Source organism: Falsihalocynthiibacter sp. S25ZX9, assembly GCF_041205405.1.
GTDB lineage: Bacteria > Pseudomonadota > Alphaproteobacteria > Rhodobacterales > Rhodobacteraceae > Falsihalocynthiibacter > Falsihalocynthiibacter arcticus.
In genome coordinates this window covers 188,990-202,075 of record NZ_JBGFCD010000002.1, presented here as the reverse complement: position 1 = coordinate 202,075, position 13,086 = coordinate 188,990, and the positions used below count along the sequence as shown (strand labels likewise).

Annotated in this window: 13 protein-coding genes and 3 tRNA genes; 11 read left to right on the top strand and 5 right to left on the bottom strand. The window is 52.8% G+C overall.

The window, feature by feature from the left end; all coding sequences use genetic code 11:
* The first annotated feature begins 33 nt into the window (after window positions 1–33).
* A complete protein-coding gene (locus AB9F29_RS03070; RefSeq protein WP_335585478.1) occupies window positions 34–702 on the top strand; it encodes a TRAP transporter small permease in 669 nt (222 codons plus the stop codon).
* Complete coding sequence (locus tag AB9F29_RS03065) at window positions 702–2,096, top strand: TRAP transporter large permease (protein ID WP_369754546.1); 1,395 nt, start codon at window positions 702–704, stop codon at window positions 2,094–2,096. The genes AB9F29_RS03070 and AB9F29_RS03065 overlap by 1 nt, the downstream gene beginning before the upstream one ends.
* A 107-nt stretch (window positions 2,097–2,203) precedes the next feature.
* On the opposite strand, the gene tpiA is transcribed toward AB9F29_RS03065, so the two are convergent.
* The 4 genes from tpiA to AB9F29_RS03045 form a co-directional block, all read right to left on the bottom strand.
* A complete protein-coding gene (tpiA, locus tag AB9F29_RS03060; RefSeq protein WP_369754545.1) occupies window positions 2,204–2,938 on the bottom strand; it encodes a triose-phosphate isomerase in 735 nt (244 codons plus the stop codon).
* Between the two features lie 155 nt (window positions 2,939–3,093).
* The gene (locus AB9F29_RS03055) at window positions 3,094–3,483 is read right to left on the bottom strand and encodes an iron-sulfur cluster assembly accessory protein (RefSeq protein WP_039000467.1); all 390 of its coding nucleotides are present in this window, start codon (window positions 3,481–3,483) and stop codon (window positions 3,094–3,096) included.
* Window positions 3,484–3,532: 49 nt separating this feature from the next.
* Window positions 3,533–3,898 carry an SUF system Fe-S cluster assembly protein gene (locus AB9F29_RS03050; RefSeq protein WP_039000466.1) on the bottom strand — a complete coding sequence of 122 codons (366 nt, stop codon included), beginning with the start codon at window positions 3,896–3,898 and terminating at the stop codon, window positions 3,533–3,535.
* Between the two features lie 99 nt (window positions 3,899–3,997).
* Entirely contained in the window at window positions 3,998–4,459 is a 462-nt protein-coding gene (locus tag AB9F29_RS03045) for an Lrp/AsnC family transcriptional regulator (protein ID WP_369754544.1), read from the bottom strand.
* A gap of 79 nt (window positions 4,460–4,538) precedes the next feature.
* Here AB9F29_RS03045 and AB9F29_RS03040 point away from each other — a divergent pair, with 79 nt between their 5' ends.
* The 9 genes from AB9F29_RS03040 (at window position 4,539) to AB9F29_RS03000 (ending at window position 11,598) form a co-directional block, all read left to right on the top strand.
* Window positions 4,539–5,384, top strand: a complete 846-nt coding sequence (locus tag AB9F29_RS03040; protein ID WP_369754693.1) for a phenylalanine 4-monooxygenase — start codon at window positions 4,539–4,541, stop codon at window positions 5,382–5,384.
* A gap of 21 nt (window positions 5,385–5,405) precedes the next feature.
* Complete coding sequence (locus AB9F29_RS03035) at window positions 5,406–5,765, top strand: 4a-hydroxytetrahydrobiopterin dehydratase (protein WP_369754543.1); 360 nt, start codon at window positions 5,406–5,408, stop codon at window positions 5,763–5,765.
* Window positions 5,766–5,882: 117 nt separating this feature from the next.
* A complete protein-coding gene (tgt, locus tag AB9F29_RS03030; RefSeq protein ID WP_369754542.1) occupies window positions 5,883–7,013 on the top strand; it encodes a tRNA guanosine(34) transglycosylase Tgt in 1,131 nt (376 codons plus the stop codon).
* Window positions 7,014–7,317: 304 nt separating this feature from the next.
* Entirely contained in the window at window positions 7,318–9,729 is a 2,412-nt protein-coding gene (gene lon, locus AB9F29_RS03025; RefSeq protein WP_335585473.1) for an endopeptidase La, read from the top strand.
* Between the two features lie 172 nt (window positions 9,730–9,901).
* Window positions 9,902–10,267 carry an HU family DNA-binding protein gene (locus AB9F29_RS03020; protein ID WP_369754541.1) on the top strand — a complete coding sequence of 122 codons (366 nt, stop codon included), beginning with the start codon at window positions 9,902–9,904 and terminating at the stop codon, window positions 10,265–10,267.
* Window positions 10,268–10,447: 180 nt separating this feature from the next.
* Complete coding sequence (locus AB9F29_RS03015; RefSeq protein ID WP_369754540.1) at window positions 10,448–11,041, top strand: histidine phosphatase family protein; 594 nt, start codon at window positions 10,448–10,450, stop codon at window positions 11,039–11,041.
* A 53-nt stretch (window positions 11,042–11,094) separates the two neighbouring features.
* Window positions 11,095–11,170, top strand: a tRNA-Val gene (locus AB9F29_RS03010).
* Window positions 11,171–11,413: 243 nt separating this feature from the next.
* Window positions 11,414–11,490 (top strand) — tRNA-Asp (locus AB9F29_RS03005).
* Window positions 11,491–11,521: 31 nt separating this feature from the next.
* Window positions 11,522–11,598: transfer RNA gene (locus tag AB9F29_RS03000), tRNA-Asp, on the top strand.
* 59 nt (window positions 11,599–11,657) lie between these two features.
* Here AB9F29_RS03000 and AB9F29_RS02995 read toward each other — a convergent pair.
* Entirely contained in the window at window positions 11,658–13,076 is a 1,419-nt protein-coding gene (locus AB9F29_RS02995; RefSeq protein WP_369754539.1) for a YdiU family protein, read from the bottom strand.
* Window positions 13,077–13,086: the final 10 nt, after the last annotated feature.

Below are 13,086 nucleotides of genomic sequence, written 5' to 3'. Positions count from 1 at the left end.
TCCGCCAAGTGCGGTAAAACGGGGGGCGGGGACATGCATTCCAATAAAGGCACAAGCCTAATTGATGAAATAGAAGAAACGTTAATCGCAATTATTCTAGGGGCAATGACTCTCATTACTTTCGCCAATGTCGTGGTCCGCCAAATGGACGGCAATATTCTATGGGCGCTTGAGTCGACGGTTTTCCTCTTTGGGTGGCTTGTCTTGCTCGGCGCATCCTATGCGGTAAAAAAAGGCGCGCATCTAGGGGTTGATGCCGTTATCAACCTATTTCCAGCCAAAGGACGCCGAACGTTGGCGCTGATTTCTATCACAATTTGCATCGTTTTCTCGTTCTTGATGCTCAAAGGCGCGTGGGATTACTGGGCGAACTTCGCCAACCTTCCGGGCACAAACGGACGCTGGTTCCCACTGGGTTTTGAAGACTCGTTCCGTGGCAAAGGTTGGTACGAAACCAACGACATCCCACATCCCGCATTTCTAGGCTGGATGGAGGGCTTTTTTAACGAAGGCGTCGCGTATGAAAAATTACCGCGCCTCGTGCCCTACATGGTCCTTCCGCTGTCTATGGCCTTGTTGTTATTCCGCTATATTCAGGTTGGTGTCTCGGTTTGGCGGGGCGATATTGATCGGATTGTGGCCAGCCACGAAGTTGAAGATGAAATCGCAGAAGTGCGGGAACGCCTTGGGGAGCACGGCTAATGGAAGTCTCAATTCTATTTATTATGGTCGTTGGTCTGATGTTGATCGGCGTGCCAATTGCGATCTCTCTGGGGATGAGTTCTGTGCTGTTTTTGCTCTGGTTCTCAGACAGTTCCATGGCCTCCGTCGCACAGACTTTGTTCAGCGCCTTTGAGGGCCACAGCACGCTCCTCGCGATCCCGTTCTTTATTTTGGCCTCAACCTTCATGTCCACGGGAGGGGTTGCGTTGCGGATCATTCGCTTCTCGATCGCTTGTGTCGGGCATATGCGGGGCGGTTTGGCGATTGCAGGGGTGTTCTCCTGTATGATTTTTGCCGCGCTTTCGGGCAGTAGCCCCGCGACCGTTGTTGCCATTGGCTCCATTGTGATCGGGGCGATGGTCAAAGCGGGTTATACCAAAGAGTTCGCCGCTGGCGTGATTTGTAATGCGGGAACGCTTGGAATCTTGATCCCGCCATCAATTGTGATGGTTGTCTATGCTGCTGCGGTGGATGTTTCCGTCGGGCGGATGTTCCTTGCGGGGGTCATTCCAGGCCTGATGGCGGGCTTTATGCTCATGATCGCGATCTATGTCATGGCGCGCATCAAGAACATGCCGAAGGGCGAATGGGCTGGTTGGCGTGAAGTCGGGGCTAGCTTTCACGAGGCGGGTTGGGGTTTGTCCTTGATTGCGGTTATCATGCTCGGTATTTATGGCGTTCCTGGGCTTTATCCAGCGATATTTACCCCCACAGAGGCGGCCGCTGTTGCCTCAGTTTATGCCTTTTTGATCGCGAATTTCGTTTACCGCGACATGGGACCGTTGGCAACTGAGGGCGAAGGCAAAAACCAAAGCCTGCTGAAAAAACCGCACACACTCGTGACGGCTTTTTTCCACCGTGACACGCGAGATGCGCTCTTTGAGGCAGGTAAGTTGACGGTAACGTTGATGTTCATCATTTCGATGGCTTTGATCCTGAAGCATGTTTTGACAGACGAGCAAGTGCCCCAAAACGTGGCTAAGGCGATACTTGCGGCTGGATTCGGTCCCATTATGTTCCTTGTCGCCGTGAACGTGATCCTTCTGATCGGGGGGCAATTTATGGAGCCGTCCGGTCTTTTGATGATCGTCGCACCACTGGTGTTTCCAATCGCGATGGAACTTGGGATTGATCCCATTCACTTGGGTATCATCATGGTCGTGAATATGGAAATTGGGATGATTACACCGCCAGTTGGGCTGAACCTTTTCGTGACGTCCGGCGTCGCGGGAATGCCGATGATGAGCGTTGTGCGCGCAGCTTTGCCGTTCCTTGCGGTGTTGTTCGTCTTCCTGATTATCGTGACCTATGTGCCGATCATTTCGACCTTCTTGCCTGATCTGATGATGGGGCCGGAAATTATCACCAACTAACCGCAAATGCGGTGGCGCGGCAGGCCAAAACCTGCCGCGCCCATGGTATTCGGTAGCCGTGCCTTTGGCACGGCGGTTGCGTTTGTAAGGACGTGTTTCGTCTAAAGTCAGGCCAGAGAAAGGGCCGAAATAATCCCGTTGAAATCAGATGCCTTGAGTGAAGCGCCGCCAACGAGGGCCCCGTCCACATTGGACGTTGCGAATATATATTCAGCATTTGAGGGCTTTACGGAGCCACCGTACAGGAGGCGCATGGATTCCGCTGTTTCTGTGCCAAAGCGGTTGGCAAGTTCCGCGCGGATGAAATCATGGACTTCTTCGATTTGTTCAAGGGTTGGGATAAGGCCTGTCCCGATGGCCCATACGGGTTCGTATGCGATCACAGTGTTGCCACCCGTCGCAGCATTTGGGGTGGAATGGGTCAGTTGATCTGCAATAACAGCGAGGGTTTCACCCACTTCACGTTGCGCCAAAGTTTCGCCAATGCAAATAACAGCAATGAGGTTTTGATCCCACGCCGCCGCAGTTTTAGCAGCAACAATTGCATTTCTTTCGCCATGATCCGTGCGCCGCTCTGAGTGCCCCGTCAAAACATAGGTCGCGCCAGCATCGGCGAGCATTGCAGCCGATACATCGCCTGTATGCGCACCATTCTGAGCGGTGTGGCAGTCTTGGCCGCCGATTGCTATTTTGGCATTGGCTTGGGCCGCGCGTGACACAAGAGGCGCGGGCGGACAGATCAAAACGTCTATGTTTTCGGGGGACGCTAAGTCAGCCAACTCGGACAGATTTGCACCGGTCCCGTTCATTTTCCAATTTCCTGCGGCAAGTTTTCTGCGCATTTTGGCAGTCTCCAGTCGGTTAAATGTTATAACGGGCCGAGGAGATTGCTAGCGGATCAAGACGGGGTTGGGAAGTGTGGCCTTTAAAACCTGCAGAATTTTTTCAATGCAGGAGGGCAAAGCGGTTTGAAATCCCAGTGGGAAAACCCGAAGCCCTAAGCTCCGGGAATTGTCAAACCTTGCGCGGCCATCTCTTCTACGTCCGCGAATTTAATCGATTCTCCACAACCACAGGCGTCAACAACATTGGGATTGATGAATTTAAAACCCGCTTCTAGCAAGGATACTTCATAATCAATTTTGGTTCCAAAAAGAAACATTTGCGCCATTGGGGCGATCATCACAACGGCATCGCCCTCGCGGATCACTTCGTCATGCGGGTTTAATTCGGACACATATTCCATCGTATATTCCATGCCCGCACAGCCGCCTTTTTTGACCCCAATGCGCAGCCCTTCCGACCCGTCCCGCGCCATCAAACGCGAAATCTGTGCGATGGCTGAAGGGGTCATCGTGACCGCGTTTTTGCCGGGAATGCCAAACATATTCTTTTCCTACTCAAATTCCTTAAGGTGGTACCTTACAAAAATGGGGTTACATGAACCCAAGTTCAAGGCGTGCTTCGTCGCTCATCATTTCCATACCCCAGGGTGGCTCCCATGTGAGATCAACTTCTATCGATTTTACACCGGGTAGGGATTCGATGGCTTCGGCTACCCAGCCGGGCATTTCACCAGCCACAGGACACCCCGGTGCCGTGAGGGACATGATGACGCTTGTGTCACCTTCCTCATTGATTTCAATCGTATAAATCAGACCCAAATCGTAAATATTTACAGGGATTTCAGGGTCATAAACTGTGCGGCACGCATCCACAATCGAGTCATAAAGCGCGTGTTCGCTACTGGATGGTTTGATCAAAGGAGCCCCTTCGATCGGGGATTGAGAAGTCGCGTCCATTTTGGGCCTCATTTGTAATAGTTGACCAATTATATAGGGATAACGAAGCAAACGTCCAGAGGGGCTCGTACCCAATGTTGTGACCGGACTCCCCAACGCTCATAAAGGCAGGAAGGTGCTTTGTTTTTTCTGGCGCAATACGAAATGAGTGGTGCTCGAACGCACAATACCGAGGCTTAAAATGCCTTTCATCAGGAAGGTTTCGAGGTCCTCGGGGTCTTTTGCGACGATTTTAAGCAGATAATCATCTGAGCCTGTGATGGATGCACATTCAACGATTTGTTCTTCGCGGGCAACAAATGCATCAAAAGCGTCTATTGTCGTTTGAGTATGATCTAAAAGGGAAATATGAATATAGGCCTGTGTATTGATGCCAATTTTTCGGGCGTCCAGAATGGCGGTATATTGTGCAATTGTGCCGTTTTCCTCCAGCTTTCGAACGCGGCGCCAACAAGGGGATGTCGAGAGGTTCACTTCGCGGGCGAGATCTTGCAGACTCATTTTTCCATCACGCTGGAGCGCGGCTAATATGGCGATGTCGTGGGAATCTAAGGCATCCATTTGGTGGTAATTTCCAGTTACTTTGACTTTTGAGGGAAGATTTGCCTCATTATTGTGCTAAAGACAGGTTTGAGGCAAGATTTTTCCCCTCGTTTGTGAAATCCTTCTTATAGCGAAGAGGAGGCCGCAAGTGACCAAAATGAGTGCATATTCTGCAAAGATTCCCGACGAATTGGGGCACATCGCTTATTCTGAGGAAGAAGATGGCGTTTGGCGCGACCTTTATGCGGCCCAAGAGTTGCCCGTTCACAGACATATGGCCGAGCCGTTTCTGCGGGGGTTAAAGGTCTTGGATTTGCCACATGATCGCGTTCCGCAATGCAACGAGGTTTCCGAACGGCTGCGTGACTTGACCGGTTGGCAAGTGGCACCCGTGCCTGCACTCATCGGTTTTGGGCGATTCTTTGGAATGTTGGCGGATAAAACCTTCCCCGCGGCCTCGTTTATTCGTAGCCGCAAGGATTTCGACTACATCGAAGAGCCTGATATTTTTCACGAGATTTTCGGGCACACGCCGCTTTTGGCCGATCCGCGGATTGCGCGTGTGTCTCAGGCCATTGGTAAAGCGGGTCTAAAGGCCGAGGTTAAGGACTATAGTTGGCTGATCCGGCTGTATTGGTTTTCGATTGAATTTGGCCTTTTACAGCAAGGGCAGGGCGTGAAGGCTCTAGGGTCAGGGCTGGCGTCGTCGCCCACCGAGCTTGCCTATTCGGTCAATTCCGAGGTGCCAGAGCGGCGGGAGTTCAACCTGCTCGACGTGCTGCGCACCCCTTATCGGATTGATATTCATCAGCCAGTCTATTTCGTGATACAATCAATTGAGGATCTGGAGGAAATGTCGGAGCGCGATCTGCTGGCGGATGTTAGAGTCGCACAATCCATGGGCCTCTTTGCTCCGACTTACCCAGAAAAAGCCGCGTCCTAGGCGCAGATATGGAGCGAAATTATGACGGAAGTTTGCATGTTGAGTGACAAGTCCTGCGCGCCTTGCCAAGGGATTGGCGAAGCGATGGAATTGAGCGTCGCACAAGGAATGATGGCGCAATTAGCGGACGGGTGGGTGTTGGCCGACGATGGCAAAAGCTTGACCCGCGAATACAGGTTCAAGGGGTTTGCCAAGGCCGTCTATATGGCCAATACGGCGGCGTTTTTAGCGGATCAACAAGGGCACCACCCCGACGTGAGTTTTGGTTGGGGGTATTGTCGGGTTTTGTTCACCAGTCACGAGTTGGGCGGATTGTCGGAGAATGATTTCATTTGCGCTGCCAAGCTCGATCAAATGGTGGCCGTCACTGCGAGAGCTTGAGGGCAAAGGGGCCTGTTTGGGAAAATAGCTTGGCATTCGACGTAAATTCCCTACAAGGGCCAATTCCATACTTTGTGGTCCACTAGGGGCCGTTCCGAATCCAAATCGAGTGCCAAAATGACGCAAAAGTTTACCTTTGATCTGCAAGCCACCGACGGACAAGCCCGCACAGGTGTGATTTCCACGCCGCGCGGTGACATTCGCACACCTGCGTTTATGCCCGTTGGGACGGCGGCTACGGTCAAGGCAATGTTGCCCGAAAGCGTTGCGGCGACGGGGGCGGATATCCTTTTGGGGAACACTTATCATTTGATGCTGCGCCCGACTGCGGAGCGGATTGATCGTTTGGGTGGCCTGCATAAATTCATGAACTGGGACAAGCCGATCCTCACGGACAGCGGTGGATTTCAGGTGATGAGCCTCGCGGGTCTGCGCAAAATGAGTGAGGAGGGGGTTAAGTTTTCCTCTCACATTGACGGCTCCAAACATATGTTGACACCCGAGCGCTCGATGGAAATTCAGAAACTTCTCGGCTCCGATATCGTCATGTGTTTTGACGAATGCCCCGCGTTGCCAGCGACTGATGCCGAAGTTGCGAAATCAATGCAAATGTCGATGCGGTGGGCGCAACGTTCACGCGATGCCTTTGGCGACCGTCCGGGGTACGCGTTGTTTGGTATCCAACAAGGCGGCGTCACGCAGGATTTGCGGGCAGAAAGCGCGGAAAAACTGCGCGAAATTGGGTTTGATGGCTATGCTGTTGGCGGCCTTGCCGTGGGCGAGGGGCAGGAGGCGATGTTTGGGGTGCTGGACTATGCGCCCGACATGTTGCCCACCGACCGTCCACGTTATTTGATGGGCGTCGGTAAGCCCGATGACATCGTTGGCGCCGTGGCGCGGGGCATCGATATGATGGACTGTGTCCTTCCCAGCCGTTCTGGTCGCACTGGTCAATTGTTCACGCGCAATGGGGTGATTAATATCAAAAACGCCCGCCACGCGGATGACCCACGCCCCTTGGATGAAGCTTGCACATGCCCCGCCTGTTCCAACTATTCCCGCGCCTATTTGCACCATGTTTTCCGCTCGCAAGAGATGATCTCGGGGATGCTTTTGACGTGGCACAATCTGCACTATTTCCAAGAGTTGATGTCGGATATGCGCGCGGCCATTGCTATCGGCGCTTTTGAGGCGTTCCAAAAGAAATTCCACGAAGATCGGGCGGCAGGAGACATTGAGCCGCTCTAGATGGGCCTTCAAGATTCAACTCCTGCGCGAAAATGTGCTGAAGGTGAATAATTCGTGAAGTCCCCGTGATTATTGCCAAAAAACGTGGATATCTGCGGATTAACATCTAATTTGGCTAAAAACCCTGAGGGCACGCGTGTTTGTGCCCTTGAAATAAGCCCCACATAAAGGCATTCTTACCCAAAGCTTTGCCGGAAACGGTTGAAAGTTCGGGGACAGGCCCCCAACTATAAATCCGACACGGAGAAGATACCGGTTGCCGCCAAGCGGGGCCATTTCTTCTTGCTAATAATAAGGACTGAACATGCACGAGCAACTTAATTCCTCTTATCCCGTACTGCCATTGCGCGATATTGTGGTGTTTCCACATATGATTGTGCCGCTTTTCGTTGGTCGCGATAAATCTGTCCGCGCCCTCGAAGAAGTGATGGCCGATGACAAACACATTCTTCTCGCAAGCCAGATCGATCCTGCTGTGGATGATCCGGATAGCGATGGAATCTACAAAGTTGGCGTTTTGGCCAACGTGCTGCAACTGTTGAAATTGCCCGACGGGACCGTGAAGGTTTTGGTCGAGGGTATTCAGCGCGTGCGCATTAACGAATATCTCGAGAATGCTGAATTCTTTGAAGCAACGGCGGAGTTCCTTGAAGAGGTCCCCGGCGAAGAAGACATGATTGAAGCGCTTGTGCGTTCGGTTGGCGAAGAATTCCAGCGCTATGCAAAGGTTAAGAAAAACATCCCCGAAGAAGCGCTTGCCGCTGTATCCGACGCCTCGGATAGCGCAAAGCTTGCGGACCTTGTGGCCGGTCATTTGGGGATCGAAGTCCAACAAAAGCAAGAGCTTTTGGAAACCTTGCCGATCGATGTGCGGCTTGAAAAGGTTTATGGCCTTATGCAGGGCGAAATGTCCGTGCTTCAGGTCGAGAAAAAGATCAAAACCCGCGTCAAAACCCAAATGGAGCGCACCCAGCGCGAATACTATTTGAATGAGCAAATGAAAGCCATTCAGAAAGAATTGGGCGACGGCGACGAAGAGCAAGACGAAGTTGCAGAGCTTGAAGAACGCATTGCCAAAACCAAATTCTCCAAGGAAGCCCACGAAAAGGCGAATGCGGAGCTGAAGAAGCTCAAAAACATGAGCCCAATGTCAGCCGAGGCAACGGTTGTGCGCAACTATCTCGACTGGATGCTGTCCATTCCGTGGAACAAGCGTAGCAAGGTTAAAAAAGACCTAGCGGCGGCTGAAAAAGTGCTCGACGATGATCACTATGGCCTCGAAAAAGTTAAAGAACGCATTGTGGAATACCTTGCCGTTCAGCAACGCAGCAAGAAGCTGAAGGGCCCCATTCTTTGCCTCGTTGGCCCTCCAGGGGTGGGGAAAACCTCGCTCGGAAAATCGGTTGCCAAGGCCACGGGGCGTGAGTTCATTCGCATCAGCCTTGGCGGCGTGCGCGATGAAAGCGAAATCCGTGGCCACCGCCGGACGTATATTGGCTCCATGCCGGGTAAAATCATTCAGGCTTTGAAAAAGGCCAAAACGTCGAACCCGCTAATTTTGCTCGATGAGATCGACAAGATGGGCCAAGATTTCCGCGGCGATCCCGCGTCTGCTATGCTGGAAGTGCTTGATCCGGAACAAAACTCCACATTTGTGGATCACTATCTTGAGGTCGAATATGACCTTTCTGATGTGATGTTCCTGACAACCTCGAACAGCTATAACATGCCGGGTCCGCTCTTGGACCGGATGGAAATCATTCCGCTTGCGGGTTACACAGAAGATGAAAAAGCCGAGATCGCCAAGCAACATTTGATCTCAAAGCAGATCAAAAATCATGGTCTTCGCAAAAATGAATTTGAGGTCACAGATGGGGCGCTCATGGACATTTTGCGGTACTACACACGGGAAGCTGGTGTGCGGAACCTTGAGCGTGAGTTGGCGAAATTGGCACGTAAAGCTGTGACAATGATTGTGCGCAAAAAGGAAGAAATCGTGCGTGTGACCTCCGACAACCTGTCTGAGTTCCTTGGCGTGCGGCGTTTCCGCTATGGTTTGGCCGAAGAAGAAGACCAAGTTGGTGTTGTAACGGGCCTTGCTTGGACCAGTGTTGGCGGTGAACTGCTCTCGATCGAAGCGCTTAAATTGCCTGGCAAGGGTCGGATGAAAACAACCGGCAAATTGGGCGACGTGATGAAGGAAAGCATCGAAGCTGCGAGTAGTTTTGTGCGCTCCATTAGTCCCGAAATTGGGGTGAAGCCACCGGTGTTCGAGAAAATCGACATCCACGTACACGTTCCCGAAGGCGCGACCCCAAAAGACGGGCCAAGCGCGGGTGTTGGCATGGTGACGTCGATTGTGTCTGTGTTGACGGGAATCCCCGTGAAAAAGGATATCGCCATGACCGGCGAGGTCACGTTGCGCGGCAATGTGTTGCCCATTGGCGGCTTGAAAGAGAAGCTATTGGCGGCGTTGCGGGGCGGGGTGAAAACCGTTCTCATTCCAGCAGAAAACGAAAAAGATCTGGTGGATATTCCGAACAACGTCAAAGATGGTTTGACGATTATTCCGGTGTCGCATGTGAGCGAAGTTCTGAAACACGCTTTGGTCTCTAAGCCGGAGCCGATTTTGTGGGATGAAGAAGCCGAGGAAGCTGCGCGGTTGGCGTCAATTGCAAGTCAAAGCAGCAATCCGAACCACCCAGTCGCACACTAAGACTAACACCTAAGAAGTTTTAGGGCGTCGAGAAATCGGCGCCCTTTCCGCATGCGCTGTGTTGCGTTTTTGAAATATCTCTTTGAATACTATGCGGTTTCTTTCGAATGAGTAGATTGTTAAGGAGGGATCAGATACGCTGTTCCCATAATCGAAACAATTGGACAGCCTCATGACCACATCTAGAAAAAGAACAACATTGAGCGAAAAAGCCACCACGGTTGAGCCAAAATCTGTCCCAACAGAGGGAACCGCTCCTCGCACGGTGGAGGGTGTTATTCCTTCGGAGAACGTCACAGAGCGCGCTCCCGAGATGAAAAAGAACGATTTGATCGATCGCATCATTGCCAAGAACGGTATGAAGCGAAAAGACGTTAAGCCATTGGTCGAAACCCTGCTTTCCGTTCTTGGAGAGGCGATTGGCAAGGGCGAAACGCTCAACCTTCAGCCCATGGGCAAGCTTGTCATTAAGAAAACAAAAGATATGCCCAATGCAACAGTGACCGTCTGCCGCATTCGGCGCTCCAAATCGCTTTGACCGCTTGGTTCTTCGAAAAGTGGCCATAATCGAGGCCGCTTAGTCCGTGGGACATCCAAGGTTTTCGTACTTTCTTTAGAACCAAAAAAGATCGCGTTGGGTTGCCCTCCCTTTGCGTTGGGTTGCCCTCCCTTTGCAGGGGCGTTAGCCGTTTGAAAAAACACAAAGTACGAGGCCCCAATGTCGAAATTCCCTCCTATATTCATATTGCGGCACGGCCAGACCGAATGGAATCTTGGGCATCGGTTGCAGGGATCGCTGGATTCTCCTCTGACTGCGCGTGGCAAGGAGCAAGCGGTCGTGCAGCAACGCCTTCTGGCGGGGGTGTTCGCGCGAGAAGCGGCGCAAGTTGTGGTGAGTCCCCTCGGACGAACCCGTCAAACCGCCGAGATTGCCCTGCGCGGTCATAAGCTTGTTTCCCCTCCAAGATTCGATCCACGTATTGCTGAAATTTCGGCGGGGCTCTGGGAAGGTTTGGAACGCAGCGAAATCAAGCGGCTTTGGCCAAGTTCTTGCCAAGCATCCTGTGATTTCGAGTATTATACGGGGGCGATAAACGGGGAGGGCGTTGATAAACTTCGCAAAAGGTGCACTGCGTTTCTCAACGAACTTACCACGACAACTGTTCTCATAACGCACGGAATTTGCTCAGTAATGTTGCGAGGAAACCTTTGTGGGTTGGACCATCAGGCGATGTGCAAGTTGCCACTGACTCAAGGATGTATCTTTGAAGTTCGCGATGGCGTGGAAGTAATTTTGCAAGAAGCAAAATAATCGCATTTTTGCTCTTGCATCCCCCCATGTGCCTAGGCTAATTAGCGCTTACCGGGTCGTTAGCTCAGTTGGTAGAGCGCTTCGTTTACACCGAAGATGTCGGGAGTTCGAGCCTCTCACGACCCACCATTTATCCCAAAGTGCCGTATGAATTTCAAAACGAATCATTTGTTGATGCCTGTTTGACGTCGAGCTATTTCAACGGTTTTCCCTGCTGTTATGGGGCAATTAGAGCTTCGGTTTACTGAAAAAATAAGCCTGAAAATATTTGTTCACTTTCCTTGCTCTTTTCGGACGAACGCGGCTTGACGCCAGCAACCGCGCACCCTAAAAGCAGCCTCACGCTTGGGTAGTTACTCAAGAGTGCAGCACGCGGTTGTAGCTCAGCTGGTTAGAGTACCGGCCTGTCACGCCGGGGGTCGCGGGTTCGAGCCCCGTCAACCGCGCCACTGCACTTTTGGAAGACGCCCGTTGCGATGCGCGGTTGTAGCTCAGCTGGTTAGAGTACCGGCCTGTCACGCCGGGGGTCGCGGGTTCGAGCCCCGTCAACCGCGCCACTTTCCTTTTCTCAATGTAAAATTTTCGCCGCAGGGCACATTACGCCACTTAAGCGTTCCTAGGTTCCGCAGAAGGTCGCATAGACGCGTTCATCGTCCTTTGGGGCGTCCATGAGCGTTTTATCCTCGGGCCGCTCGTATGGGGTGCTTAGTGCTGCGTGGAGGGCCGCGAGGGGCGCGAGGTCGCCTGTTACTGCAGCCTGGATCGCTTGTTCGACGCAGTGATTGCGGGGAATGACGGCTGGGTTTGCGCGGGCCATCACCGATTCTGGATCGCTCTCCGATTCAAGGCGCTCTTTCCAGCGAATCTCCCAGTTCTCAAAACCTGTGGGGTCGCTGAATAACGCGGCGCTCCCTCCATGCGACAGTGACCAGAAAAACAGCGTAAAATCAACTTCCTCGGCGGCCATGATTCCAAGCAAATCGACGAGAAGAGGGCGGTCGGAGGCTTTGGCCACATCAAACCCAATTTTCTTGCCAAACACGGAGAGCCACGCGCGATGAAAACGCGGAACAAAGCTGTTTACGGCTTGGGTCGCTTGGGCAATGGCCTCGTCTTGTGGGCCCATAATTGCAATCAAGCTGCTTGCGAATTGTGCGAGATTCCATGCGGCAATATCGGGCTGGCTTTGATAAGCATAGCGCCCTTGCTGATCGATGGAGGAAAACACACGCGTGGGATCAAATCCGTCCATGAAGGCACAGGGGCCATAGTCGATGGTGATTCCACCCACGTGGCAATTATCGGTGTTCATCACGCCATGAATAAAGCCCAAACCCATCCATTGCGCCACAAGATCAGCTTGCGCGTTGACGGCGGCTTGCAAGAGGCCAAGCGGGCCATCTACTTCGGGATAGTGCCGCGCGATGGCAATGTCCGTCAGTAGGGTAAGCGCTTCGGTATCGTTGCGGTAGGCGAAGTATTGAAAGGTGCCGACGCGTAAGTGGCTACTGGCCACACGCGTGAGGATAGCGCCGGGGAGGGCTGTTTCGCGTTGGACGCGCTCCCCCGTCGCGACAATGGCGAGGGCCCGCGTTGTGGGGACGCCGTAGGCATGCATTGCTTCGCTCACGAGGAATTCCCGCAAGACGGGGCCAAGCCACGCGCGACCGTCGCCGTTGCGCGAATAGGGGGTGGGACCAGAGCCTTTGAGCGCGATGTCGAAACGTGCGCCTGTAGGGGTGAGGACTTCGCCCAGAAGATGCGCGCGCCCATCGCCAAGGCGTGGGACGAAGTTGCCAAATTGGTGTCCGGCATAGGCCTGCGCGATGGGCTGCGAGCCTTCGGAAATGGCATTGCCTGAGAGCATGTTGAGCAGGTTGTCGCTGTGGAACAGATCTTCGGAAAGCCCAAGTTCCAGCGCGAGTTCCTGATTGAGCGCCAAGAGTTCCGGCGCGTCAACAGGTGTCGGGGCCGCCTCCGCGAACATAGTTTTTGGAAGGCGTGCATAGGAATTATCAAATTTAAACAGTGCCATGCGCGCGCCT

Coding starts and splice junctions, on each gene's coding strand:
- AB9F29_RS03070 (WP_335585478.1), top strand. CDS start 34: ATGCATTCCAATAAAGGCACAAGCCTAATTGATGAAATAGAAGAAACG.
- AB9F29_RS03065 (WP_369754546.1), top strand. CDS start 702: ATGGAAGTCTCAATTCTATTTATTATGGTCGTTGGTCTGATGTTGATC.
- tpiA (WP_369754545.1), bottom strand. CDS start 2,938: ATGCGCAGAAAACTTGCCGCAGGAAATTGGAAAATGAACGGGACCGGT.
- AB9F29_RS03055 (WP_039000467.1), bottom strand. CDS start 3,483: ATGTTTGGCATTCCCGGCAAAAACGCGGTCACGATGACCCCTTCAGCC.
- AB9F29_RS03050 (WP_039000466.1), bottom strand. CDS start 3,898: ATGGACGCGACTTCTCAATCCCCGATCGAAGGGGCTCCTTTGATCAAA.
- AB9F29_RS03045 (WP_369754544.1), bottom strand. CDS start 4,459: ATGGATGCCTTAGATTCCCACGACATCGCCATATTAGCCGCGCTCCAG.
- AB9F29_RS03035 (WP_369754543.1), top strand. CDS start 5,406: ATGACGGAAGTTTGCATGTTGAGTGACAAGTCCTGCGCGCCTTGCCAA.
- tgt (WP_369754542.1), top strand. CDS start 5,883: ATGACGCAAAAGTTTACCTTTGATCTGCAAGCCACCGACGGACAAGCC.
- lon (WP_335585473.1), top strand. CDS start 7,318: ATGCACGAGCAACTTAATTCCTCTTATCCCGTACTGCCATTGCGCGAT.
- AB9F29_RS03020 (WP_369754541.1), top strand. CDS start 9,902: ATGACCACATCTAGAAAAAGAACAACATTGAGCGAAAAAGCCACCACG.
- AB9F29_RS03015 (WP_369754540.1), top strand. CDS start 10,448: ATGTCGAAATTCCCTCCTATATTCATATTGCGGCACGGCCAGACCGAA.
- AB9F29_RS02995 (WP_369754539.1), bottom strand. CDS start 13,076: ATGGCACTGTTTAAATTTGATAATTCCTATGCACGCCTTCCAAAAACT.